The sequence below is a fragment of the Aurantivibrio plasticivorans genome (assembly GCF_055392955.1).
In genome coordinates this window covers 4,143,516-4,168,442 of record NZ_AP036020.1, presented here as the reverse complement: position 1 = coordinate 4,168,442, position 24,927 = coordinate 4,143,516, and the positions used below count along the sequence as shown (strand labels likewise).

20 protein-coding genes are annotated in these 24,927 nt (G+C 48.0%); 7 read left to right on the top strand and 13 right to left on the bottom strand.

Annotation, left to right across the window (positions count from 1 at the left end):
- Positions 1-62: 62 nt before the first annotated feature.
- The 6 genes from ACZ5NB_RS18755 to ACZ5NB_RS18730 all read right to left on the bottom strand — a co-directional run bounded on the left by ACZ5NB_RS18755 (position 63) and on the right by ACZ5NB_RS18730 (position 6,251).
- Positions 63-1,247, bottom strand: coding sequence for a DUF3570 domain-containing protein (locus ACZ5NB_RS18755; RefSeq protein ID WP_460234274.1), 1,185 nt, complete (start codon positions 1,245-1,247; stop codon positions 63-65).
- The gene (locus tag ACZ5NB_RS18750; protein WP_460234273.1) at positions 1,234-1,461 is read right to left on the bottom strand and encodes a DUF4266 domain-containing protein; all 228 of its coding nucleotides are present in this window, start codon (positions 1,459-1,461) and stop codon (positions 1,234-1,236) included. Before ACZ5NB_RS18750 ends, ACZ5NB_RS18755 begins: the two co-directional genes overlap by 14 nt.
- The gene (locus tag ACZ5NB_RS18745; RefSeq protein WP_460234272.1) at positions 1,458-1,946 is read right to left on the bottom strand and encodes a TlpA disulfide reductase family protein; all 489 of its coding nucleotides are present in this window, start codon (positions 1,944-1,946) and stop codon (positions 1,458-1,460) included. Before ACZ5NB_RS18745 ends, ACZ5NB_RS18750 begins: the two co-directional genes overlap by 4 nt.
- Before the next feature lie 84 nt (positions 1,947-2,030).
- Complete coding sequence (locus tag ACZ5NB_RS18740) at positions 2,031-2,711, bottom strand: outer membrane beta-barrel domain-containing protein (RefSeq protein ID WP_460234271.1); 681 nt, start codon at positions 2,709-2,711, stop codon at positions 2,031-2,033.
- Positions 2,681-3,580: an SH3 domain-containing protein gene (locus ACZ5NB_RS18735; protein WP_464107717.1), complete on the bottom strand. Its 900-nt coding sequence runs from the start codon at positions 3,578-3,580 to the stop codon at positions 2,681-2,683. The genes ACZ5NB_RS18740 and ACZ5NB_RS18735 overlap by 31 nt, the downstream gene beginning before the upstream one ends.
- Before the next feature lie 10 nt (positions 3,581-3,590).
- A complete protein-coding gene (locus tag ACZ5NB_RS18730) occupies positions 3,591-6,251 on the bottom strand; it encodes an HzsA-related protein (protein WP_460234269.1) in 2,661 nt (886 codons plus the stop codon).
- 432 nt (positions 6,252-6,683) lie between these two features.
- Between ACZ5NB_RS18730 and ACZ5NB_RS18725 the strand changes: the two genes are divergently transcribed.
- The 5 genes from ACZ5NB_RS18725 to ACZ5NB_RS18705 all read left to right on the top strand — a co-directional run bounded on the left by ACZ5NB_RS18725 (position 6,684) and on the right by ACZ5NB_RS18705 (position 17,041).
- Entirely contained in the window at positions 6,684-7,979 is a 1,296-nt protein-coding gene (locus ACZ5NB_RS18725; protein ID WP_460234268.1) for a hypothetical protein, read from the top strand.
- Positions 7,980-7,983: 4 nt separating this feature from the next.
- A complete protein-coding gene (locus ACZ5NB_RS18720) occupies positions 7,984-10,590 on the top strand; it encodes a LamG domain-containing protein (RefSeq protein ID WP_460234266.1) in 2,607 nt (868 codons plus the stop codon).
- 100 nt (positions 10,591-10,690) lie between these two features.
- Positions 10,691-12,340, top strand: a complete 1,650-nt coding sequence (locus ACZ5NB_RS18715) for a hypothetical protein (protein ID WP_460234265.1) — start codon at positions 10,691-10,693, stop codon at positions 12,338-12,340.
- A gap of 290 nt (positions 12,341-12,630) precedes the next feature.
- Entirely contained in the window at positions 12,631-13,860 is a 1,230-nt protein-coding gene (locus tag ACZ5NB_RS18710) for an efflux RND transporter periplasmic adaptor subunit (protein ID WP_460234263.1), read from the top strand.
- Positions 13,861-13,897: 37 nt separating this feature from the next.
- Positions 13,898-17,041 carry an efflux RND transporter permease subunit gene (locus ACZ5NB_RS18705; protein WP_460234262.1) on the top strand — a complete coding sequence of 1,048 codons (3,144 nt, stop codon included), beginning with the start codon at positions 13,898-13,900 and terminating at the stop codon, positions 17,039-17,041.
- A 3-nt stretch (positions 17,042-17,044) separates the two neighbouring features.
- Here ACZ5NB_RS18705 and ACZ5NB_RS18700 read toward each other — a convergent pair whose 3' ends face one another.
- Both ACZ5NB_RS18700 and ACZ5NB_RS18695 read right to left on the bottom strand, forming a co-directional pair.
- Positions 17,045-17,293, bottom strand: a complete 249-nt coding sequence (locus tag ACZ5NB_RS18700; protein ID WP_460234261.1) for a DUF1653 domain-containing protein — start codon at positions 17,291-17,293, stop codon at positions 17,045-17,047.
- A gap of 14 nt (positions 17,294-17,307) precedes the next feature.
- Positions 17,308-17,898 carry a nucleoside deaminase gene (locus ACZ5NB_RS18695; RefSeq protein WP_460234260.1) on the bottom strand — a complete coding sequence of 197 codons (591 nt, stop codon included), beginning with the start codon at positions 17,896-17,898 and terminating at the stop codon, positions 17,308-17,310.
- 49 nt (positions 17,899-17,947) lie between these two features.
- On the opposite strand from ACZ5NB_RS18695, the gene ACZ5NB_RS18690 reads away from it, so the two are divergent.
- On the top strand, positions 17,948-19,072 hold the full coding sequence (locus ACZ5NB_RS18690) for a M61 family metallopeptidase (RefSeq protein WP_464107716.1): 1,125 nt from the start codon (positions 17,948-17,950) through the stop codon (positions 19,070-19,072).
- An 8-nt stretch (positions 19,073-19,080) separates the two neighbouring features.
- Here ACZ5NB_RS18690 and ACZ5NB_RS18685 read toward each other — a convergent pair whose 3' ends face one another.
- The 5 genes from ACZ5NB_RS18685 to yrfG form a co-directional block, all read right to left on the bottom strand.
- On the bottom strand, positions 19,081-20,637 hold the full coding sequence (locus ACZ5NB_RS18685; protein ID WP_460234257.1) for a phosphoenolpyruvate carboxykinase: 1,557 nt from the start codon (positions 20,635-20,637) through the stop codon (positions 19,081-19,083).
- 69 nt (positions 20,638-20,706) lie between these two features.
- Positions 20,707-21,156: a DUF4124 domain-containing protein gene (locus ACZ5NB_RS18680; RefSeq protein WP_460234255.1), complete on the bottom strand. Its 450-nt coding sequence runs from the start codon at positions 21,154-21,156 to the stop codon at positions 20,707-20,709.
- A 5-nt stretch (positions 21,157-21,161) separates the two neighbouring features.
- On the bottom strand, positions 21,162-22,652 hold the full coding sequence (locus tag ACZ5NB_RS18675; protein WP_460234253.1) for a S1C family serine protease: 1,491 nt from the start codon (positions 22,650-22,652) through the stop codon (positions 21,162-21,164).
- Between the two features lie 11 nt (positions 22,653-22,663).
- Positions 22,664-23,050: an RNA-binding S4 domain-containing protein gene (locus ACZ5NB_RS18670; protein ID WP_460234252.1), complete on the bottom strand. Its 387-nt coding sequence runs from the start codon at positions 23,048-23,050 to the stop codon at positions 22,664-22,666.
- 12 nt (positions 23,051-23,062) lie between these two features.
- Entirely contained in the window at positions 23,063-23,773 is a 711-nt protein-coding gene (gene yrfG / locus ACZ5NB_RS18665) for a GMP/IMP nucleotidase (protein ID WP_460234251.1), read from the bottom strand.
- 194 nt (positions 23,774-23,967) lie between these two features.
- Here yrfG and cysQ point away from each other — a divergent pair, with 194 nt between their 5' ends.
- Entirely contained in the window at positions 23,968-24,810 is an 843-nt protein-coding gene (gene cysQ / locus ACZ5NB_RS18660; protein ID WP_460234250.1) for a 3'(2'),5'-bisphosphate nucleotidase CysQ, read from the top strand.
- Positions 24,811-24,927 lie beyond the last annotated feature (117 nt).

Here is a 24,927-nt window from a genome sequence, read left to right as displayed (position 1 = left end):
AAATAAGGGGTAACAAAGAGAGTGGAAGCGGCGGGGCTGGGAGAGGTCAGCCCCAAAGAGAGCTAGTACCAGAAAGACCAGAATAGTCTGTAGACATTAGCATCGAAAGAGTAAAGAGGCTCTTCCCCTGCAATAGGCGTACTTACTCGTGCGTCTCGGAAGTTGTCATAATCGAATTGGATATAATCCCAATAAAAATTAAGCGTTGTTTTATCAAAATAGGGAAGCCAACTGGGTTTGAATTCGTAGCTAATTCCAATTCCAATGGTTTGTGAATTCATTTCACTCATTTCTTTGTCTCGCGCACGAAATTCAACGAGATCGATATTCTGATACTGAAATAAATCACTATAAAAGCTTGCAGCTGTTTGGCTATACCCTCGGTACTTTCCTTCTAGCTTGATGCCCCAATTAGGCAATGGGTGAGCATACTTGATTTCAAGCATTTGCGATTGAATGTCCCAGCTATCGCTGTAAGTTCTATATTCTGCACCAAGCGCAGCGCGATAGGGCAGAAAATAGCGAGCTTTTAATGATAGTGCATCGCTGTTGCGAGTATTGGGATATATCTCAGGTTCATCAAGGATCTGGGAAGAAGGGTTGAATGGGGCTGTCAGTGCCCTAACTTGTCTGTATGGGTTGTTGAGAAAGCCTTCATCAATAGCAGTTTCATAATTGACAGCGACGATTAAATCCTTTGTAAGAATTTGTGAAACGCCCAGTTTGTATCGACGCGCTGTATTTGTTCCAACCTCGACAACACCCTCTTCACCGCCGGTATTTTTACCTATCCAGTTTGAGCCGTATACAAAACCGAACGATATATTGGTTAAATCACCGAAAACATCTTGGCTGATACCAATACTATATGTATCGGCTTCATAATCATTCTCAGAGCTATTGGTAAAACCAATGCTAAGAATGCTACGGTTATGCAAATAGTCCATGCCGAGACTGTACTCAGTCCGCTCTTCTTCATAGCGGCTTGCGCCTTGCACTTCTACATCAATTGTAGCGCTTGAGACCATATCGACATAGTAATGCCCATAGACTGAAACGGATTCGCTAACCCCTTTTCTGACTAGCACATAGGGGCCGTTAATGTCTGCACCTCCACCATCGTAGGCATGGTAAAGAATATCCGCGCGATCCTCCGGTAGTACTGCCGCTTGTAAAAAATTAGAAAAGCACAGTACATAGATAGCACAAATAACGGCGCGAATTGCGTCGAATCTAATTGCAACCACAGCCGCCCCCTGCACTGCCCTCGGCGCCGCGCATGGCTTCACGTGCTTCATAAACGTGATTGAGATACTTTGAAGCCGCAGGATCACCGTCAAACGACATTATTGGATCAGCGAGGTTTTCGCGCTCGTAGGGTTTTACCCAAGGCTGAACGCTACAGGCGCTCAGCCAGGTTAAAAGGCAAAAAATGCTTGTCAGTTTTGCTATTCGGCTCATTCGCGAATCAGCTCCCGAATTTGTTTGCGGTAATCTTCTTCATATCCTGGCTTGTAGCCTCGATGTAGGTAACGCATCTTGCCATTGCGGTCGACGATCACGGTAGTGGGCATTGCGTCAACACCATACATTTCACTCACTTTACTTTCTGTATCGTAAAGAATGGGGAAGCTAACAGGGATTTCTTTTAGAAGTTTTTTCGACTCATTGGGATCGGGTTCAACGTTCACGCCTAAGATAGTAAAACCGGCTCGGTTGTAACGTTTGTACAGCGCTTCAAGGTGGGGCATTTCTTGTCGGCATGGCCCACACCACGTTGCCCAAAAATTGATAAGCACGACGTTGCCGCGCTCTTCTGCGAGGCGGATATTTTTACCGAGACTGCTTGATAATGTGAAATCGTGAGCGTTGCCTGAAATCTTTTCGGCGGCTTGGGCGCTACCGAATAAAGTGCAACAAAGTATCAGTGCGATGAGCTGCTTCATAATCACTTCCTATTTCTTCTCGCTTATCTAGTGGCGCTCGCAAGCGTGCAGAGCACCGTTGTTATCTAGCCATGTCGATGCGGCCTAGAAAAATATCGTAAAGCCTAAGGTTGTTTCCGGGTTCAGAGTTGTAACTTCTTCGCCGAAAAGGTCATGGGTAAAACGGTATATGCGTGTGTCGAAATGCATCGCTAGCCAATCGGTCAATGCTAGCCGTAAGCCGCCACCCAGGCTTGCCGTAAAATATTGTTCATCACCGAACGAGGTGCTACCCGCGCCGCCGACTAAATAAATGGCTGAGTTAAATGCCCAGTTCTCGGACAAAAACGCTTCACCTGGCAAAACGTTCCAGCCGAATGAGATATTGTAGTAGTTTAAATCGCGATCGGTATCGGGAAATAAGGGGAGCGACCCAGCAAACCGCTCAATACTGGATTCTCCGAGTTCAGAAAAGGCGTAGCTGCCCTCCATGAAAAAATCTTCGGTGACGTGGTAGGCGATGCGAATACCGGTAACAGAGTTGGTGCCAAAATCTTCGACCGTGAGAAAGCCCGTATAGATACCTATCTCAAAATCTTCGTTATCCAGTATGTCTTCTTCGATTTCGCGACGCTCTAAATCTGGGGTGATGATTTTTTCCAGCGTGGCGTTGCCATTACTTTCCTCAAGGTCGTCATCAGCGCCCTGCGCCATCGCCGGAGACAAAGAGATTAGGCTACTGCTGGCCAGGGTGATTAAAAGAACGCGCTTAAGCCAATTTTCCACTCGGTTACCTCTTCGTTTTCGTTGCGGCTGGGTAAGATTACGTTATTGGTATATTCAACGCGCAACATCAATTGGCGACTAATATACGTTTGTACTCCGGCACCAATCATCTTCATTGAGTCTTGGCGATCCACAGGGTCGGCCAAGCTCACATCGGGGCTCACTTCAATAATGCCTGCGCCGATTGACAAAAATGGTGAAACTCGCCAGTGCGGCCAAATTTCGTGAGTAAGGTTTAGGCCATAGATTCGACGTTCAGAAAAGCTACCAATTGAATGTGTAAATTTGCCTTCAATAGTAAAGTTGTCGTTCATTCGGTAGGTGCCGAACAGGGTCAGCGCATCGGAGCCGCCAAACTCACCAGCGCCAACGCCGATACTCCATTCACGCGTCTCGTAGTCCGCTATGCTGGTGCCCGTTAGGGTGACGACTTGCTTGCCGTCTTGGCTGAGCGTCATTACTAATTCGTCGCGGTGGGTCCAGCCGGTAACACCGCGTTGCGTTTCAACTTTTATCCAATCATTGCGTTTTTTGAGCAGTGTTATGGGCTCGCCTCGCTCAACGATGTGGTTGATCGGGTAACCGCGCCCGGGCCCTGTGCGCATATTCACAAAGGGATCGACGATAGTGGTGTGAATAGTCTCGCTACTGGGGAGCCAGGCCGTTAGCCAGCTGCGTTTCTCATCCTCAATCACGGGCAGTGGTTCAGGTGCGGGAGCAGGGGCTGCTGGTGCTTCGGCTGGCACACCGTCATCACTTGCTGTTGAGGGCGTGTCTTGCTGAGCGGCAACACTTCCTGCACCACAACAACATGCGGCCATCAGCATTGTCGCCAGCCAATGCCGAGGCTGATAGTTCGTTATTTTCATTACAGAATCGCTAATCCAACGGCGCGTCAAAGGGGTCGTTGTAGTATTGTGCCCCAATATCTAACCATTCTGAAATTAATTTCAATTCATGGGGTGTTAGCCGAGTGACGCCGCCGTCATGGCTGCCACCTGGTGAGAATACTGAGACGAAACCACCGTTTTGAAAGGGCGACTGAATTTGAATCGGTACCGGGCCGAGAATATCGTTGCCATCGACATCTTGGCCTATGACGCCTGTCACGGTGCTGCGAATCAGGTTGTCGTCCATATCCAATTCCATCTGATAGTCCTGCCGGAATAGATCTAAATAGGAGACCACCCATAGTTGATTTTGGTTGGGGTTTAAATTCAGCGGTCCGATTGGGTCGTTTGTTAGTTCTAACTGAGTACCAATAGGGAATTGAGTGGCATCTGGGTTCGCAATGTTGCGACTGTGGCAATCAACGCACACAGCGGATTCATCCGCATCGTTGACACGGCCTAGATAATCCCAGAGAGGCTGAATGTGGCTTAGGTAATTGATTTCGCCACGGCAGAAAGACGTCCAGTTGTTTTCGCAGCCAGTGCTTACCGGTGGCGTGGTATTCAGGCCAATGTCTGGGTCAGCATCGCGATATTTGAGGGTGATGTCAGGATCAGCGGTTGTGCCTACCCCGGCCCATTCATCCGTGTACACAATATTAAAGCTAGGTACGCGCGGTCCATTGATGCGCGCATAGGTTTCTGCCATGGTCTCGCCTTCTACAGGAAATAACGCAGCAGCGGCATTGGGGAAGCCGCTGGGGCCAGCTCCCAAATTAACCGATGTTGGCTCCATATCTCGTCGCCCATGAGGAACTTCGCTGTTGGCTGTGTGGCAGCCGGTACATTCCCGCTGCTCACCAATACGCACTTGCAGCCAATTTTCGTGCCGCGGGCTGATGCGGCCGAGGTTGGCATCGTGGACGGAAATGCTGAAAGGTACATCGGCGGGGACTAAAAACTTTGCCGAGCCATCGGGTTCGATGGGTACATAGCCAAGAATGTGTTTAAAGCGCTGGCCTCCAGCGACTCCCACTGCTTCGTTATCAAAGTCGTACACATCGTCGTCTGGTTCGGATACCGCTTTGACGATTTTTAGGAACCGTGCGGGTCGGCTCAGATATGCAGCATTCCCCGGATTCGATACAGCGCCAATGCCCCCCGGTGCTGTATCAACGCCATCAATATCGTAAACGCTGCGAATGTGCATGACGCCAACGTTGGCTGTTTCCCAATCGGGATTCTCGATGGGGACCGGCAGAATCACGCTGGGTGCAGTGCGCTCTTCAAAGGTCGCTACGTCGGTATATAAATAGCCCTCCTCTGGTGCCACCACGGCGCGCTGGGTTTCGCTGCCATAGTCATAAATCCACAAGCCAGTCACCGGGTCGGCTTCGACTAAGTTTGGGTTCGCTAGGTTGTCGTCCGAGCAGGTCAGCACAACACCTGGGTCTAGAGGGTCTTCTAATTGGCAAGCATTCCAACTCACCAGCAGTCGTTGGGTGCCATCATAGAATGGGTAAGCGGATGGGAAGTAACCGTGTGGCGAGGGCATTGGGTTGTTTTGTCCGGAGATCACCACATCCAAGACGCTCAGCGGCTCTTGTCCGCCCGCTGTCGGCTGGTCTGCTTCGGTATAGTTGCCGATATCAATAGACACCATGTCACCGCCTAGGCGGTTGTCGGTTCGCGGACGAAGGTTAACGAGAATCCGTCCATTCAGCAGTTCCCGTGGCTGTGAAAACACTGCTTGAGAGTCGTTATCCCCGGTGTTTTGACTGTGATAGCCATACTGGAACTGCAAATCGCTACCGTCGGGGTTTACGGTATACAGGCTTAAGTTGTTGTTGCCATAGCGGTCCCAGCGCAAGAACAGAATGCGCCCATCGGCAATCATGGTCGGGTGAATGTCATGGCTTTGGTTGAAGGTGATTTGCTCAAGTGTGCTGGGATCGCCTTCGTCGTCAATCACATGTAGGTTAAATGCGTACTCGCCGTTCTGGCGGTTCTCGTGCATGGCTGTGAAACCTTGTTTCCCCTCATCCAGTAGCACAGCTTTCGAGCGCTTTTGGCGGTCAGATGAAAATACGATTCGGCCATCTGGCATATAGTGAGGTGCGACGTCGTTGCCTTCTTGCGCGGCGGTTTCATCACTAATGATCCGGATCAGGGTTTCGTCAATGCGATTGTATTCCCATATATCCCATTTCAGCTGCTCATCATCATCCAAGTCCGGGTCTTCCGGACCTCGCATCGCGAAAACGATGCGTTCACCACTCCAGTGAGCATCAATATCTTTAACATCATAGAGGGCACCATCGGGCCACACGCTGGACGTGATATCAGTTTCAAGCGCACTGGCTGCTGCTCGATCACGGATGTAAAGCACTGCTCCGCCATTGAATGCGTCGGGCTCAAGTACATCCCAGGGGACGATCTGCGTAGGATCATCCTCATCGACGGGCAGCGTTCTTTTCACATAGGTAATGGGTAGCTCGACAATATTGGGGTCGGCTTCTTCACCGCCGCTGCCGCCACTTCCTCCGCCGAAATTGCAACCGGTAGTTATGGCGATGGCGCAACCCGCGAGCAATACCCCAAAGTGCTTTGATGTTGAGTGACTGAAAGGTGTGACAACGTTTCTTGTCATGGTTGTTACCCGTAAAAATGTGAAAGATGTCTCAAGATTTTCTGCGTTTAAATACCGACACAACGTTTCGTGAAAATTTATCGAAAGTATCTCGAAAAGTCTTAAGTTTTACGCGCGGCCTATTCACGAATTGAGACACGAAAAAATCGAAATAAATTAACAATTGGGACTAAGTATGACCAGGTTGCAGACGATCGGCTATGAAGTTCTGACGAAACGTTGTTTTGGTAGGGGTTAGCGGAGGTATCGGAAAAACAAGGCCTAATTAGTGTGAACAGTTAGGCAGAATATTGCTAAGTTTATAGAATCGGTTGTGGCTCGAGGGCTAGATCGCCTAGGATTTCCAGTCGGTAAATTAGGCAAGTAAATTTGAATTGGGCATAATTAATTCAACGCTCAACATCCACTTTTAGCTAAACAGGATTGACCACTGTGGCTACCAAAAAATTAAACAATAGAAAAACGCTGATGGCAGCGGCGATATGTTCTTGTATCTCGCTCACGTTCACAGCGCCGTTAAGTTATGCCGGCCCTAAAGAGCAAGCCTATCGAATGCATGAACGTCTCACAGGGTTGCCTCCAGAGTCCGAATTGGATCTCAACGATATGGCGACTCGAATTACCGCCGGTGATGCGCAAGATGTTGCGCTGGATATCATGAATGGCGTCTACGGTTCAGCCGCTCAGGAGGGCTTCCTTGGTGGAACATTGAAGCGCATGGCGGCGCCTTGGACTAATCGAGATCAAGACCCCTTTGAACCGTTGAATGACTACATCGCTACGTTCATTGGTGTGGTAAACGACGAAGTGGATTATCGCGAAATTCTGCGTGCGAATATGGTCTACACACATCCAGCGGTTACAACGCCCTATGCGACTAATAGCAATGCGCATTACGAAGCGATTGAAGCGCAAGCACAACCTTTACGTGATCTTCAGCAAGTAACTCAGTCCAGCGTTTCGAGCTTGCCTGCTGAAGCAACGGCGGGCGTGATGACCACTCGCGCTGCAGCCAAAGCCTTTTTTATTCTGGGAACTAACCGAGCGATGTTGCGTTTTACCTTGATGAGCCAGATGTGTCGTGATCTGGAGCAGATGGAAGACCCCTCCGGTGTACCAGACCGCATTCGACAAGATGTTTCCCGCAGCCCAGGCGGAGATAGCCAATTGTTTTTGACAGGCTGTGTGGGCTGCCATATTGGTATGGATCCATTGGCTCAAGCATTTGCCTATTACAACTACCAGCATAACCCTGATGGCGACGATACAACCGACGATCGTGAAAACGGCTTCTTGATGTATAACACCTCACCGCAGCCTAATCCTGAGTTAGGAATTGATACGCGCGTTCAGCCTAAGTACCACATCAACGCCAATAACTTCCCTTACGGTTATGTAACACCGGATGATCAGTGGGATAACTATTGGAGAGAAGGGACTAACGAAGCCATCGGATGGAACTGGACAGGCGATGCGCCTAACAGCGGTGGGAATGGTGCAAAAACCATGGGTTGGGAATTAGCCAACAGCTATGCGTTTGCACAGTGCCAAGTGCGAAAAGTGTTTAAGTCGGTTTGTCTTCGCGACCCTGGCGATTACGACAACGGTACAACAGTTGATACAAGTGATAGCCAAAAAGTTGCGGAAATTACCGATAACTTTAGAGCCAACGGCTTCAATATGAAACGAGTGTTCGCCGAAACGGCCGACTACTGTAAAGGTGAATAAGCTTATGAATCAGTTTGCACAATACAACGTTTTGCGCGGCTTGAAACTGATAGCACTGGTATCACTTTCAGTTGGCGTTTTGTCAGGTTTTACAAGCTGTAGCTCTGACAGTGGCGGTGATAATACTCAAGTGTTAAATCCCAATGGGAACAATAACGGTGGTAGCGGCGGCATTTCATACGATGGCCCTGCGGCGGCGTCATCGGATGTGACCGAATTTAAAGTGAATCTCTGGGATAACATTGTTGCAGATAACCGTTGCGGTAATTGCCACAAACAAGATGGCCCTGGAACGACTTGGTTTGTTCGCGACGACAATATTAATACCGCCTATCAAGCGGCATTAACCGTTGTTGATTTAGAAAACCCAGGTGACTCTCTGCTTGTTCAGCGCATGGCCTCTGACCACAACTGTTGGGATGTGCCAAATGTATGTGCTGATCTGATGGAGACATGGATTTCAAATTGGGCGAATGCAACCGAAGCAACAACAACCGTTGTAACTATCGATCCAGTGCCCGCCGTGTTACCCGGAGCAAGTCTAAATTTCCCGCCGCCTGTGCCTGCGGCGTTTGAAAGTAATGTGTATACGCCAATCTTGCGTGAGTACTGCTCTCGCTGTCACTCGGAAGACGGCAGTGAACGTCAACAGCAACCTTACTTTGCGAGTGGCGACGTCACCACGGCTTACCGCGCAGCACAATCGAAAATTGATTTGAATGACGCGAGTAATTCTCGACTAGTTTATCGTCTTGCAGTTGCACCACACACAAACTGTTGGGACCCAAATGATGCGGGTGGTCCGGTTGACTGTGCTGCCAATGCGGTGGAAATGGAAGCGGGTATTCAAGCCTTTATTGATAGTCTAGGTTCGCCCGCGACTGTCGATCCAGACGAGCTTCAGGTGAGTGGCGCATTGGCGTTTCCAGCTAACCCAAGTCAAGGTCAATCTGCTAACGCGGCTGGTCGATATGAATCAAACATTATCGCCAAGTATGAATTTAAACAGTTGGATAACACCAACCCGGATCGCGTTGTCGACACGAGTGGTATTTCACCGCAATTGGATTTAACGCGAACCGGTGACGCGCGCTTTGTATCGAGTTGGGGAATGGAGTTTTTTGGTCCATCTGGCCGAGCTCAAGGTTTAACGTCCAATAGTCGTAAGTTGCGCGATGCAATTTCTTTAACAGGTGAATTCGCTGTTGAAGCCTGGGTTATTCCCGCCAATGTAACGCAAGACAATGTGCGTCGTATTATTAGCTATTCAGGTGGTCCCTCAGAGCGCAATTTTACTTTGGGACAAACGCTGTACAACTACAATACGTTGCTACGTACAGACAGCGTGGACAGTAATGGTAACGGTTCGCCTCTTTATTCAACACCTGATGGTGACGATGTATTGCAAGCAAGTTTGCAGCACGTCGTCGTAAACTTTGATGCAACCAATGGTCGTCAAATTTGGGTAAATGGAGAGTTGACCACCACAGATGCTGACGTGCTCGCCAATAGCTCGCCAAGTAATTGGAGTGATTCCCACGTATTGGTACTAGGTAACGAAGTCGGCGGGATGGATCTTGATTGGAAAGGTACCTTACGTTTTGTTGCCATTCACAATCGTGTGCTAACTCAAGAGCAAATTCTTACCAATTTTTCAGTGGGTGTTGGGCAGAAATATTATATGCCATTTAATATTTCAAGCCTGGTGAATATTCCTGAAGCCTACATCGTATTTGAAGTAGAGCGGTTCGATGATTACAGCTACTTATTCAACGATCCATTCTTCACTGTGCTAGAAGAAGGCGTCGTGATCTCAAGCGATATTGATATTCAAGGTATGCGCATTGGCATTAATGGTCGCGAAGCACCAACCGGTCAAGCCTTTGCGAAAATGGATGTCACTATTACGGATGCAGATTATCAGGCAGCTGAAAATAATTGGTTGCGCCTCTCAACTTACGGCATTCCTGTGACAGGAACGATCATCGCGAGTGAAAAAGTTGCGCCAGAAACGGATGAGTTTTTCTTGTCATTCGATCGCATTGGCGTTCGCACGTCATCGGTTGATCGCAGCACACCGGATTACCCCGATGTAGCGCTGCCCGTTTATTCTTATAAGCAGTCGGAAATTGGCTTGAAACATTTCTATGAAATAAATGAAATGTTTTCGTCTTTGACTGGTGTGTCTAAAGACAACGCGTTGGTTGCTGGCAAGTTCGATACACTTAAAACGCAATTGCCATCATCAGAAGACCCAGTAGCATTTTCCACAACGCAGCAGATGGGTATTACTCAACTGGCGGCTGCTTATTGTGAAGCTTTGACCGCGAGTACGTCTTTGAGAACTGCTTTCTGGCCAAGCTTAAACTTTGGTCAAGCACTGAATACTCAGCGGAACGCTGTTCTGGATCCTATGCTTGAGAAGTTCTCTAGCCAAACGTTCATGGACACAACGACATTAGCAACGCAGCCTGATCCTACGGATATGGCGGCGACTGTGGATACGCTATTAGCAGAGCTCAGCACTGCTGCGAATGCCAGTGAAACAGATTCTGCAGCGTTAGCGGTTTGTACTTCGGTATTCGCTAGTGCGGTTGCGAACGTTCAATAATTTTTTAACGAGATTACAACGCGTAGAACCCGCAAACTACTTTGAGGTTCTAGCATTAAATAAGCTGCAGGCATAGAGACCTGCAGGAGAGGAAAACATTATGTCTAAGCGCAGCAAATATGTTCCTTCGCATATGCCACTACTGCATCCGGATCATCCTCGCCCGCGCACTCGACGCGAGTTTATTTCTCAGGGCTTTATGCTTGGGACTGGTGCGGCACTAGCGAGCCCGATGGCACTTTTTAGTCAGCGTGTGAACGCAGCACTAAGTGGTGATATCAATGTCAATGGTTGTGCGCTAGGCCCTCAGGGCAACAATAAAATTCCATTTATTTGTATTGATTTGGCTGGCGGTGCAAATATTGCCGGATCCAATGTACTGGTTGGGCAAACAGGTGGCCAGTTAGATCTATTGGATACGCGGGGGTACAACAAGCAAGGTTTGCCTGGTGATAGGATTCCGATTCTCAACTCGTCACCCGATCCTCTAGTGGATAACTCTCAATTTATTAATACTGAGTTGGGTTTATCTTTCCATTCCGAATCACAGATGTTAGCAGGTATATTAGCTCGTGCCGGTGGTGCGGGGATTAATACTAACGGTGCTGTGATTCCTGCGCGGTCGCAAAACGATACGGGTAATAATCCGCACAACCCTATGTACGGCATTGCAGCGGCGGGTGCGCAGTCGGGTGGTCTCGGCGGTGCTATGGGTGAAATCCTTGCGCTTGTGGGTTCGCGAAACTCAGATTCAGGTGGCAATTCGATGGCCCCCGCTTCAATGATTGACTTGGCGTTTCGTCCTACCAAAGTCGATCGGCCTTCGGATGCGCGCGGCCTGGTTGATTTGGGTGGTTTGTTATCTCTGCCTGGCACAGTGCAAGACCGTGTTTCGATCATGGAAGCAGCATTTCGCATGAGTCAGGACAAATTGGAGTTATCGTCCATTAATTCTGGCCTTGGCGCAGGGGAAGGTATTGGAGGTCTTTCAGACGCCGAGTTGCGCGAAGCTATCCAATGTGCGTATGCGCAAAGTGCGGATCTTGCGGATCGGTTTGGCTCTGGATCAGACGCCTTAGACCCTGTTGCCGATAGCTTAATTAATGGTCCGATTTTTAGCGATGCAGAGTTGAATGGTAATAGCCGAGATTCTCAAGAATTCCGCAAAACGGCGGCCATTATGAAATTGGTCATTGAAGGTTATGCGGGTGCTGGCACCATTACCATGGGTGGATACGACTATCACACCGGTGATCGTCGTACCGGTGAAGAGCGTGACCGCCGTGCGGGCGAATGTATAGGGGCGTGCCTGGCCTACGCGCAAGCGCGCAACAAGCCAGTAATGATCTATGTGGTCAGCGACGGTTCAGTGTTCAGTAATGGCATGATCGACACTTCTCCACTTGGCGACGGTAAAGGTGTTTGGACTGGCGATAGCCAACAAACCGCAGCAGCATTCTTCTTGGTGTACAACCCAGGTGGTCGCCCTACACTTCATTCAACAGTCGGTGCGGACCAACTTCAGCATCAACAGCTTGGCTGGATGACTGGCGGTGGAGATGTACAAACAACCTCAAGCCCTGCTGCAAACAACGTTGAAGCACTGGTTAATACCGTGGTGCTGAATTATATGGCGCTACATGATGATATCGGTGGGTTTACCTCTAAGTTCGCCAACCATGGCCTTGGTTCGAACAGTGACATAGACCGGTGGGTTGCTTTTGAACCGATAGTGACCGGGACAATATAGTATAGCGCTTGATATCAGCGCTACGGCACAATCTCAGCTACGGCACAATCTCAGTAGGTACTCCAAAAGCCAGTGTAGAAATACACTGGCTTTTTTGCGTCTGCATCATCAAAAAGTATCGGTGTAATCTTGAAATTTTGTGAAGTTGAGTAAAAGGCTAGGACGCCACTAAAACCACTGACTAGACTTGCGGTCACTTGATGGATGCGTAACGTTTATCCTTTAAAATCGATTTAATTAAGTTAAGAATGTGTGCATATCAACGCACAAGTTCAGAAGGAACAGGGTTAGTGGACGAAGACAAAATTCAAATCAATAAGCCGCCTCGTAAAAAATTGCCCATGGCCGTCCTGGTTCTTTTGGCGGGTGTGGTGGTTGTAGCGGGTTTATTTCTGTTGAAACCGGCGCCTCGTAAGATGCCGCCGCGTGAACCACCCGCGCCCCAAGTGACCGTGGTTTATGCAGACCCAGCAGTTCAAGCACTTAAAGTGACATCGCAAGGAACGGTCGCGCCGAGACGAGAAATTGACTTGGTGGTCCAGGTTTCCGGAAAGGTTGTTGAAGTCAATCAACACTTTGTTGAAGGTGGTTTTTTTAACGCGGGTGAGCCATTACTCAAAATCGATCCCCGAGACTATGAGTTGGCGCTAGTGCGCGCAAAGGCCCGAGTTGCAGAGGCAAATCAAGCATTGGCAACCGAGCGTGGTCGTGCTCGCCAAGCCCAGCGCGAGTGGCGCGACTTGGGTAACGATGAAGCAAACCAGCTATTTTTACGCAAGCCGCAGCTTGCTGCAGCAGAGGCGAATTTGGCCGCAGCCGAGGCAGATCTCGATAAAGCTAAATTAGATTTAGAGCGAACGATTGTTACCGCGCCGTTTGCTGGTCGCGTGAGAGAAGCGCAAGTGGACTTGGGTCAATACGTCACACCGGGTAATCGCGTTGGGCGTGTCTACGATATCGAAGTCGCCGAAATTCGTTTGCCCATTACCGACAAGCAAGCATCGTTGGTTGATATGCCGTTGGGCTTCCAGGCAAGCGAAGCACATCGCGGGCCAGCTGTACTCATTCGCGGCACCATTGCGGGAGAAACCTACGTTTGGCAAGGGCACATAGCACGCACAGATGCTAGCGTCGATGTAAACAATCGCATGTACTACGCAGTAGCGGAGGTGGTTGACCCGTTTATACAGCACCCAGAACAGTTTCAAGTTCCTTTGATTATTGGTCTATTTGTCGAAGCGGAAATTTCTGGGCGCGATATTGCAGACGTCATTCAATTACCTCGTCGTGCAGTATTTAAGAATAATCGTGTATACGTATTGAACGAAAAAAATCAATTAGAGACTCGCATTGTCCGAGTACTAATGACTGATCGTGATAACGCTTGGGTTAAAGGTGATATTGAGAAAGGCCAAGCTGTAGTGGTTGGTGGACAAAACTTCTTAACACCCGGCATGGACGTGTCGCCACAGCCAAGTGCCGAAGCGGTGGCTGTTGCTCCGCTAAATACCACCCTATAACCCATCAACAAGGCGCTGAACTCACTAGGGCTTTAACGTGAATAAAATTATCCAATGGTTTGTTGAAAATGGAGTCGCTGCCAATTTATTTATGGTGGTGATTCTCATCGGTGGTTTAAGCGGTATCGTCGCCGTTAATAAAGAAGCGTTTCCTGCGGTGAATGTCGGTATTATTGAAATAAGTGCCCCCTATCCCGGTGCTGGTCCAAAAGAAGTTGAAGAGCAAATAATTATCCGAATCGAAGAAGCAATTGGCGATTTGGATGGGATCAAAGAAATCAATTCCCAGGCGCGACGAGGCAGTGGTCGTGTAAGTATCGAGGCTATACAAGGCTACGATACGCAAAAGCTACTCAATGAAATTAAAACACGGGTTGACGCGATAACAACGTTTCCGAGAGATGCCGAAAGGGTCGAGGTGCGGGAGGTTCAATGGCGCACCATGATAATGGATGTGGCGGTACACGGTCGCGTTGACGAGTCGGCCCTAAAGCAAACGGCGGAAATTCTACGGGATGACTTCGCTACACTTCCAAATATTTCCGTTGCTGAATTAGCCGCTACACGGCCTGATGAAGTGTCGGTGGAAATTTCCGAAAACAAACTCCGTCAATACAAGCTGACCTTTCAAGACATATCTAACGCGATTAGTGCTGCCTCAATCAATTTACCTGCGGGAACAATCAAGTCTGTTGGGGGCGATATCCAACTACAAACGCGAGGTCAGGCCTATTTTAAAGAAGACTTCGAACACATTGTGGTAAAAAGCACCCGTGACGGTGCCAAGTTATTGTTGGGTGATATTGCCGATATTAAAGATGGGTTTGAGGAAAGAGATTTTATAGCGTTGCTTAATGGTGAGCCTGCAGTCTACGTTCGCCTGTATATAACAGATAACCCCAATGTCCTAAAAGCTCGGCAGCAGGTTTATGACTATTTAGACACTGTCCACAATAAATTGCCCCCCGAAGTGCATGTGGAGCTTTGGCGAGATAACACGTTAATGTTCAAAGACCGAATGAATTTGTTGCTTGAAAATTCGTTGGGTGGACTGGTCTTGGTATTTATCGTATTAATGTTGTTTTTGCGTCCAGTGCTAGCTGGCTGGGTATGCGTAGGTATTGCGTTGTCATTTTTAGGGTGTTTGTGGTTGCTCCCACACGTGGGTGTCAGCTTGAACATGATATCGTTGTTCGGCTTTTTGCTCGTATTGGGAATTGTCGTAGATGACGCGATTATTGTCGGAGAGAGTGTTTATTCTCGTTACGAACATGGAATGCGAGACAGTCAGGCTGCTGCGAGCGGCGCCAAAATGGTGTCGAAACCGGTGATTTTTGCGGTGATTAGTACGATTGTATTTTTTGGGCCTATGTTTTTTGTGCCTGGTCAAATGGGTACGATGGCTGCGCCTATTGGTATTGTAGTGACACTGTGTTTGATTTTTTCACTTATTGAATCACTGCTGATTTTACCTTCACATTTATCCCACCTTAAAGAAGAAAAGCCAAGTCGATTTCGACCACTACAGCTTTTGACGGCATTAAGAAATAAATTATCTACTGGTTTAAATCAGATTATTGAAACGCGCTATCGCCCACTCTTAGATAAAGCGCTGCATAATAATGGCGTTACATTAGCAATATTTACGGTAGCATTTTTTATTGCTTTGGCACTCTTTGCGGGTGGTTGGCTGCGTATGACCTTTATGCCAATTATTCAGGGTGATCAGATTGAAGCGCGCGTTGTGCTTGGTGAGGGCGTGCCATTTTCTGATACTGAAGGCGTTGTTCAACAAATGCGATTGGCCGTTGAAAAGCTCGAAAATGACGACGAGCTGTTGGAAGAGAATGATGGCCAGCCGTTTATTGATAATATTCAAACCTGGGCCTACGGCAATAATGTCAACTACGTATTAGCTTTAACGTCGCCAGAAGAGCGCGAGGTTTCGACGCGGTTAATTTCTCAAAAATGGCGTCGCTATATTGGGGCTATTCCTGAAGCGGAAGAGATACGTATCAACTTTACTATCAATTCACGCAGTGAGCCGATCCGCCTGCAAATGAGTATTCGATCCGATAATGCGGATGAGCAGGAGCGTGCTGTCAGTGCGGTGAAGAATGCACTTGCGCAATATCCCGGCACGTTTGATATTAAAGACAATTTGCAATCGCCTCGTGATGAAATTGAGTTGGCGCTAAAGCCTAATGCCGAAGCGTTAGGTTTGACCCTCAACGACGTAGCTCGACAGGTGCGACAAGGGTTTTATGGTATCGAGGTTCAGCGTATTCCTCGAGCCAAAGAAGATGTCAAAGTCATGGTGCGCTACCCTGAAGAAGAGCGCCGTAACGTCGATCTTCTAGAAGATTTACGTATTCGCACCCAAGACGGGCGCGAGGTGCCACTGACCGCCGTAGCGGATATCAACTATGTCCCAGGCTATTCGACAATTCGTCGTTTAGATAGAAAGCGAACCATCATCGTTACCTCTGATTTAGAAAGTGGCTTTAATGCGAATGAAATAGTGCGCGACTTATTTTTGCAAAACCGATTGCGCTGGCAACAAGATTTCTCTGGATTTGAAATTCGTGTTGCAGGTGACATGCGGAACCAAATGGAGTTTTTAGATTCACTGTCGACTAACTTTGTTTTTGCCGTATTGATTATCTTTGGCTTGATGGCGGTTGCCTTTCGAAGCTATTGGCAACCGATTATCGTGTTAACGGCAATTCCTTTTGGGTTTGTGGGGGCGGTGATTGGACATATGCTGTTGGGGCGCGAAGTTAGTATGATGTCGATGCTTGGTTTCTTGGCCTGTGCTGGCGTTGTGGTGAATGATAATCTGGTTTTGCTTGATAGAATAAATACTTTGCGTAAACACGGTATGGATGTGTTGGAGGCAGTTGCGCAAGCTGGTCGTGACCGATTTAGAGCCATTATATTGACATCAGTGACGACCTTCGTTGGATTGACGCCGATTTTGTTTGAACAAAGTATGCAAGCAAATTTCTTGATACCGATGGTTATTTCGCTAGCCTTTGGCGTGATTTGCGCGACAGCGGTGACGTTAATTCTTGTTCCTTGCCTGTTCTTAATGGGGGAGCGAGTGAGTGAGCGTTGGGATGCCTACTGGAAAGAAAATGATGAGGATGATGTAACTGACGCAACGTCCCATTCTAATTAGCTATTACTCTAGGTGTTGGTCGTTAGTCGATGTTAATGCGAAGCGATCAACAACTTCCCCTGTGGCCAAGGTGACTTTTTCAAAAAACATCGCCAGCGGTCTAACCCACAGATCATAATCACCATATAGGCAGCGGTATACCACCAGCTTTTCTTCCGTCTCTGAATGGGTAACAACGTCATACACTTGATATTGTTTGCCTTTGTAGTGTGTATAAATACCGGGAATGATTTCTGCGATAGTCTGTGCCATGAGTGGAGTTCACTTTATTGTGTCGATTCGCGGGAATTATAAAGGTGACCGCCCTGCTGTCGATAGACTTCTAAAACGTGAATTGCATCAGATCTTGCCACGTCAGGAATGACTTGAATACCGCGAGACGTTAGAGCCGATTGCCAATCTTTTAGTTTTGGGCCTTCATCGAAACCAATTGCGCGTACATCGCTGTCGCGAGAACCTGTGATCACACGGGTGACTCCAGACCAGGGAATAGCGCCAAAACACATAGCGCAGGGCTCACTGCTTGTCACTAATTGATGGTGCGGTTGCCCGCTTCCACCTAAGTCATACGCACCTATCTCCCGTTGCGCCAAGCTTAGTGCCACTATCTCTGCGTGCAATATGGATAATTGTTGCGAAGTGACGAGGTTTACCCCAAGGGAGACTAACTTCCCGCTTTCGGTTTCAAATACGGCTGCAGCAAAGGGACCCCCAGTGTTTTGGGCGACATTTTCGTGTGCAGCCTTAAGCACGAACTGCATTTGGTCGTTGATCTCGCTACTTGGGGTGTATTGCCTATTAAACGTCGGCAGCCAGCTTGGTAGCTCTATGCAAAACTTTTCTAAATTTTCAGCCATACTTAAAGAGTTCACAACAGAATGAAGTAAAACCTAGGCAGCTCGCCTGGTGTCTCTAAGTATAACGGTAAAGTGTTGTGACGGTCTTTTAGTCTATGACGGAAATGTCGGTGGCAGGATGTGGAAAGAGAATTTACGAGCGACGACTCATGCTATTAAGCGAATCTATAGTCCATTGCTTACGTTTAGTCTGTGTCTGGCAGTAAACGCGACCTTTGCAGTTGGCAATGTTGCGGCAGACCGATTGTCTAAACAGGTAAAGCCGCGAGAAACGGAGGTTCTGACATTTAAAAGTGGCGATCTCTGGGTGAGATGGGATGGTATCTTTATGTCCCACGAAAAAAGTCGCTTGAGAGAATGGCTAACTCAGTCAGTGGACTCAATTACGACTATTAATGGTCAGCTGCCACTGCCCTCTACGCGCGTTGTGATAGAGAAAACAGATCAACTTAGTTCTCGGCGCAGCGGCAGAAGCCCAGTGCCTTGGGGTGAAGTAATTCGGGATGGTGTCGAAGGAGTCCGGTTCGTCGTTGATTTGAGTAGGTCGCAAGACGAATTCTTGACAGATTGGACCGCACCGCATGAATTTAGCCATTTGTTTTTGCCTTACTTGAGTCTTTCTGACCGGTGGCTTTCAGAGGGATTTGCTAGTTACTATCAAAACCTGGCGATGGCTCGAGCGGGCGTGATTTCGCCGAAAACGGCATGGGAGAATTTATATCACGGATTCGAGCGAGCCGATCGAGATAAAAATAATCACAAAACGTTAGAGGAAGTAAGCACGAAGCGCCGAGCATTACGAGCTACCATGCGCGTTTACTGGAGCGGAGCGCTCTTTTTCTTGCAGGCTGATGCAGCGTTACGCGAGCGGTACCCAGATAGAAGTTTGGATAGTGTAGTCACAGAATTTAATCACTGTTGTCGCTATGCAACTCGTCATTGGTCAGGTAAAGCGTTGATGAGTGACTTTGACGAGATAGTAGGTGAACCGCTTTTTGTACCGCTGTACAAGCAATACCGTGCAAGCCTTGCTATTCCAGATTACCAGTCATTAATGGAAGAATTGGGATTGCATATGATGGCGGAAGATATGCAGCTAGACATCTCATCACAGAATGTGCAGACGGCAATACGAGATGCCATCATGGCACCCCGCCAAAGAGGTCCTCGCTAAGGTAGTCGCTAGGCGCTACTTGGGCCGGCTTGCAAAATGGCGTCGGGAATATCAAACGCTTGGATGTTTTTATTAAACAGTGCCGCGAGCTTTGCTGCGGCAACGTCGTAGTCCGCTGTGTTATCCCACGTTTGTCGTGGGTTCAAAATGTTTGTATCTACGTTGCTAACCTGCAAAGGAATGCGCAAATTCAGCGCCGTGAGTGTCGTTGTTTCCGTGTTAGCAAGTTCGCCAGATTGAATTGCATGGATGATTGCCCGTGTGACGGGGATCGGGAACCGTTGCCCTTTGCCTCCTGGCGCACCGCTGCCGCCACTCCAGCCAGTATTGACCAAATACACGCTTGATCCGAAGTCGTCGATCCGCTTCATTAACAAATCAGCGTACTCCTTAGCTGATCGTGGCATAAAGGGGGCACCGAAACAGGCGGAAAATGTTGGGTGAACTCCTTCCTCTGCGCCTAGCTCAGTGCTGCCAACACGAGCAGTATAGCCAGATAAAAAATGGTAGGCGGCGGCTTCCTTACTGAGAATGGAGACAGCGGGCAGAACCCCACTGACATCGCAGGTGAGAAATATAATCGTAGATGGCTCGTCCCCACAATTATCGAGGACGCGAGAATCTACGTGGTCAAGTGGGTAAGAGCAGCGGCCGTTTTCAGTTAGCGCTGTATTATCATAGTCTAATACGCGTTCATCAGACATAGAGACATTTTCGACGATGGCACCGAAGCGAATGGCATCCCAAATAATGGGCTCGTTTTTTTGGCTCAAGCGAATAGTTTTTGCATAACAACCACCCTCAAGATTGAACACTCCCCCTTTTCCCCAACCGTGTTCATCGTCACCAATCAGAAAACGCTCTGGATCTGCTGATAGTGTTGTTTTACCCGTACCAGACAAACCAAAGAATAAACAGGTGTCGCCACTTTCCCCGACATTAGCGGAGCAATGCATGGGCAGCACATCTTTTTCGGGAAGTAAAAAATTTTGAACCGAGAACATGGCTTTCTTTAATTCACCGGCATAGCGCATACCGGCAATTAATACCTTGCGCTGCGCAAAATTTAAAATAACCGCGCCGTCCGAATGCGTGCCGTGACGCTCTGGGTCACAAATGAATTTTTCGGCATGTAAAACCTGCCATTCGCCTTTGCTCTTTGGGTTGTATTCATCTGGCGAGATAAACATGTTCTTTGCAAACAGTGCATGCCAAGCGGTTTCAGTGGTAACGCAAACAGCTAGGTAGTGATCTTTATGTTCGCCAACATGCAAGTGAGAGCAGAAATTGTCGACTTGATGAAGGTGATGGCTGACCTCGTCCCAGAGTGCGTCAAATTTGTCTTCAGGGAATGCTCTGTTGACGTTACCCCAAGCGATGCTGTCAGCCGAAGAGGCTTCCTCCACAATATAGCGGTCACTGGGTGATCGCCCTGTTCGCTCGCCGGTTGTGGTGACCAACGCTCCGTTCGAAGCGAGAAGCGCTTCACGCCGCATTACGGCCAGTTCAATGAGCTGGGCTGAACTCAGATCGGTATAGGTAACAACTTCGGGGGAATCAATCATGGTAGCATGTCGTCGTTGGCTATTTTCCGGACATTATTACAAAAGAAATACGTTGTGCGAAGTGTCAATTCATCGACAATTTTTGCGGATAGCGGCTCGCTGTGCAGCGATCATCTGATCTTTCTCTTTCATGCTGACGTCATGACCATTACCGTCCGAGTCTACAATGTAGAAAGGCCGTTCTTCGAGGACTTTAAGCCTTTTGCGCGCGTTTTCGCAAGCGACACGGCGATTATGTTCTGCCGCACTTTGTTTGTGGTGCTTCTCTTTCTTTAGCCGTTTTTCAGATGCCGTTTCTTTAGCGAAAATTTTCCCCACTTTTGCACGCTCACTGGTGCTAGTGTCGACATTGGTATTATTAATATCGTCGCTAATATCATCGGCTTGTAGTGTTTGTGGCGGTCGGTCTCCGTAGTGAACTTTTCCTTCATCGTCGACCCAGCGATAAACTTGCTGTCCAACTGCGGTTGATGAAAAACTTATAACGCTAAGCAATATAAATAGGCTAACATTTTGCATCGCTATTACTCTTGCAACCAATTGGCGGATACTGCACTGGGTATTTGGTACATCGATAAAATTTGCGCTTCGCTCGCCCTCGCCTCCAAATTATCTAAAACAAGTTTATAGCCAGCGGAATCTTCGAACACAGTATAGGGTGTTGCCAGGTTACGTACTGTTGTTACAAACTGAGCAAAGTCTCGAATGGGTATGCCATTGACAGAGTCGACTATGAAGTTATTCCAATTGTGGTAGCCAAGATTCACATCCGCTGCGAGTACCTTAACGGCGACAACTAACTCTGTTTTCTCTGAGGTAATAAACTGCCCTTGAGCGTGTAAAAAACTTGTTGGTGCTTTGTTTCGCCAATCTCTTCCCCAGCGTTTTATAAGGTTCATATTGAGAGGTACAAATACCACTCCACCGTATATAAAATACTCTGGTAACTCATCAAATTCTTCCTCTCTTACCAAACTGTATGTTTGAGCTCTTTCTACCGCGATTAATGAAATATCTTTGATTTTTCCATTGCGAGAAATTTTGAGAGTTATCTTGTCGCCAACATGGTATTGATCTATGGCATATTTATAATTTGTGCGGAGGTCATCTCTTACTTTAATCGTCGTATCGTCGGCAATATCATAGCCATCGATCGCCAACAGAACATCGTTCGGAAAAATTTTCCCTGCAGCGGCAGTATTATCGAATACTTTTGTAATTAATACGCCGCCGTCATAGGTGTCAGTGCCAAAGGCTTTTTTCATGGCGGGGCTTTCCATTTCTTGCGTGCGAAAGCCTAGGTCCGGGATGCCATGGTGGATTCCATCTTCGGCGTCTTTCAAAAAATGTTGGACCACACTGGGCGGTACGAAGTAGCCTTGATTTTCAGATTTTGAACCGAAGTTGGCTTGCATGACAACCCCGACGATTTGCTTGTTTACGATCACGGGGCCGCCGCTATTGCCGGGGTTGATTGCCGCATCAATTTGACCGGCGAGAAGATATCGCTCGCTGTGAGAATAGAACTGATGTTCGACACGTGACAATATACCGCGCGTAATACTTAACGAATTGCCTCCGAACGGATAGCCGTATACGGAAACCTCTTGAAGCGGTTCAGGTAGCTTTCCAATAGACAGGGATTTCAAGCCTCTAAAAAATGAAGTGTCTTCCACTTCGAGCATGGCTAAATCAGCTTCGTGAGAAACAAATGAGACATGGGCTAAAAACTTTTTAGGATCGTTGTGACGTTGTACTTGGATATAGCGTGCGTCGGCAACGACATGGGCGTTAGTGAGTATTCGGTTGCCTGCGATTACCGCTCCGGATCCACTACTTTGTTTGGCGTTGAGGAGACGCCAGGGTGTAAAGTAATCGGGTGAGACGGAAGTGGTGTATATCTTGACGACTGCATTTTTGAGATGCTGCAGTTCACTATTCGTTGATGCTATAGCAGTAGGTGAAGCTAATTTAAATAGTAGAACAATTAAAAAGGTTGTTGCGTAACGAAACATAAGATGCCCTTCTATAACATATCTTGTTCGCGGAACCGGTGTATTTGTCGACGCTGTTTTTTTGTGGGCCGTTTGGGGGGCAGGCCTTCGCCCTGATGTAATAATTTTCGTTGCTGAGCGTCGCTTTCCCGTTTTGCGATACTGTCTTGGGTTTCTTGGTAAAGTGACTGTGCTTGTGGAGCACCTCGCCGTTGGTCAGAAAGCGCGATAACCTCTACGGTGCGGTCGTCCCATCCAGTACGGATGGTTAGCACTGTGCCAGCAGTGATTTCTTTGCTGGCTTTTACTCGTTGTCCATCACTGCGGACCTTGCCGCCTTCTATAGCTTGCTTAGCGAGGCTCCGGGTTTTATAAAATCGTGCAGCCCATAGCCATTTGTCAATTCTAACTTTATCCATTGCGAAAAAAATTTACTCGTTATTGTCTAAAAGTTGATGAAGTGATGGCAGAAGTTCATCAAAGTGATGGATAGTTGGGTACTCTACGATAGTATCACGAGGCGTTTTGCTATCAGGTTGTTGAATGCACAACAAATGTTTAATGCCAAACGTTTTGGCTGAAGTTAAAATTCTCACGGTATCGTCAATGAATAAACTGCGAGCGGGTTCAAAGTGTTCGTGCGCTTGAAGAGCGTGCCAAAATTCTTGTGCTTCTTTTGGGTATTGAAACTGGTGAGACGATAACACCATATCGAGCCAGCTATCGATAGCGGTTACTTCAAGTTTAAGATCGAGGCTTTGAGGGTGCGCATTGGTAATCAAAACCAATTTTTTACCGAGTTGCTTGAGGCTGGCAAGAAAATCAACAACAAAGGGCCGAATCTCGATTTTATCTTTTACTTCTTCTTTTAGCTTACGAATGTCTAGCTGTAGTGAATCCGACCAAAACTCTAAGCAGTACCATTTCAGTGTCCCCTCGTGCGCCTTGATGTGAGCCATTAGCTGAGCGTGAGCGTCTTCGAGAGGGATGCTATGAGCTTCGGCATAGCGTTGGGGTAGGTGCTCGGTCCAGAAATAATTATCATAATGAAGATCTAGCAGTGTCCCATCCATATCGAGTAGGACTGTGTCGATCTCCTGCCACGGCAGTGCGTTTGGTGCATTGGTTTTTGTGGGCTGCATAGTCTGTGGTCGGTTTTGGCGATTTGAAATGGTTATCAGTGTACTAAAACACGGGGCCGGTTGCTTGCGCCGATGAGCGTTATGTATGTAGACCTGCTGTCACGCTATAATGCTCCCTACTTCGGCCGGCTATTGCGCGAGCTGTTTCCATTAATACATTGAGTTCAGAGCCCAATACACTACAGGATAGTCTAGTGAATCAAGCGACGAGTACCCCCGTTAGTCAAGACTTGGTCGACCAAGTTGTTTCTCTTACCCATGACGCTGGTAAGGCAATATTGGATATTTATCAGCAGGATTTTGATGTTGAGCAGAAATCCGACGATTCACCCGTTACAGCGGCTGACCTCGCCGCTCATAAAATTTTAGTGGCTGGCTTGAGGGGTATGACACCCCAGATACCAGTATTGTCGGAAGAAGAGGAAATGCCTAGCTTTGCTGAGCGCGGTAGCTGGGGAGTCTACTGGCTGATTGACCCTCTAGATGGGACAAAAGAGTTTATCAATCGTAATGGTGAATTTACGGTTAACGTGGCATTAATAGAAAACGGCGAGCCTGTGTTGGGTGTGGTTTATGTGCCCGTAAAGGAAGTCACCTATGCGGGTTCAAAGCGACTGGGTGCGAAAAAGATTGTTGCTGGGGAGTCGAAGTCGATTCGGGTCCGGAGTTTGTCGGAACGCCAGCAACAACAGTTACCGGTAGAACTCGTGGCCAGTCGACGCCACGGAGCAGAAGCGGTAGAGCAGCTCATGGCCAAGCTGCAGCCACTTTTCAGTAGTGTAGAGACCAAAGATATGGGGAGTTCGCTAAAGCTGTGCTTGGTGGCAGAAGGCGAAGCTGACCTCTACCCGCGTCTTGCCTTAACCTCTGAATGGGATACGGCGGCAGCACAAGCCGTTGTTGAAGCGGCCGGAGGAACGGTAGTCGATGTGGACTTCAATCTGCTTCGCTATAACACTAAAGACGATATCTTAAACCCTTTCTTTTATGTCATCGGTGATACCGACTTTGACTGGCGCTCTATCCTCGAAGCCTAGCGCGTCTTTTTAGTGACAAATATAGCCAAAAAATTGGCGAGTTCTTATTTTGTGGTCTAGTCTCAGTAGGCTGTCAGCTATGATTGTTGACGGCCTACCGCGAATCATTACCCGTTC

Excerpts from the sequence above, each read along its gene's own strand:
- ACZ5NB_RS18745 (WP_460234272.1), bottom strand. The coding sequence starts at position 1,946 with ATGAAGCAGCTCATCGCACTGATACTTTGTTGCACTTTATTCGGTAGC.
- ACZ5NB_RS18700 (WP_460234261.1), bottom strand. The coding sequence starts at position 17,293 with ATGGCACAGACTATCGCAGAAATCATTCCCGGTATTTATACACACTAC.
- ACZ5NB_RS18730 (WP_460234269.1), bottom strand. The coding sequence starts at position 6,251 with ATGACAAGAAACGTTGTCACACCTTTCAGTCACTCAACATCAAAGCAC.
- ACZ5NB_RS18670 (WP_460234252.1), bottom strand. The coding sequence starts at position 23,050 with ATGGATAAAGTTAGAATTGACAAATGGCTATGGGCTGCACGATTTTAT.
- ACZ5NB_RS18695 (WP_460234260.1), bottom strand. The coding sequence starts at position 17,898 with ATGGCTGAAAATTTAGAAAAGTTTTGCATAGAGCTACCAAGCTGGCTG.
- ACZ5NB_RS18685 (WP_460234257.1), bottom strand. The coding sequence starts at position 20,637 with ATGATTGATTCCCCCGAAGTTGTTACCTATACCGATCTGAGTTCAGCC.
- ACZ5NB_RS18750 (WP_460234273.1), bottom strand. The coding sequence starts at position 1,461 with ATGAGCCGAATAGCAAAACTGACAAGCATTTTTTGCCTTTTAACCTGG.
- ACZ5NB_RS18680 (WP_460234255.1), bottom strand. The coding sequence starts at position 21,156 with ATGCAAAATGTTAGCCTATTTATATTGCTTAGCGTTATAAGTTTTTCA.
- ACZ5NB_RS18675 (WP_460234253.1), bottom strand. The coding sequence starts at position 22,652 with ATGTTTCGTTACGCAACAACCTTTTTAATTGTTCTACTATTTAAATTA.
- ACZ5NB_RS18720 (WP_460234266.1), top strand. The coding sequence starts at position 7,984 with ATGAATCAGTTTGCACAATACAACGTTTTGCGCGGCTTGAAACTGATA.
- ACZ5NB_RS18735 (WP_464107717.1), bottom strand. The coding sequence starts at position 3,580 with ATGAAAATAACGAACTATCAGCCTCGGCATTGGCTGGCGACAATGCTG.
- yrfG (WP_460234251.1), bottom strand. The coding sequence starts at position 23,773 with ATGCAGCCCACAAAAACCAATGCACCAAACGCACTGCCGTGGCAGGAG.
- ACZ5NB_RS18715 (WP_460234265.1), top strand. The coding sequence starts at position 10,691 with ATGTCTAAGCGCAGCAAATATGTTCCTTCGCATATGCCACTACTGCAT.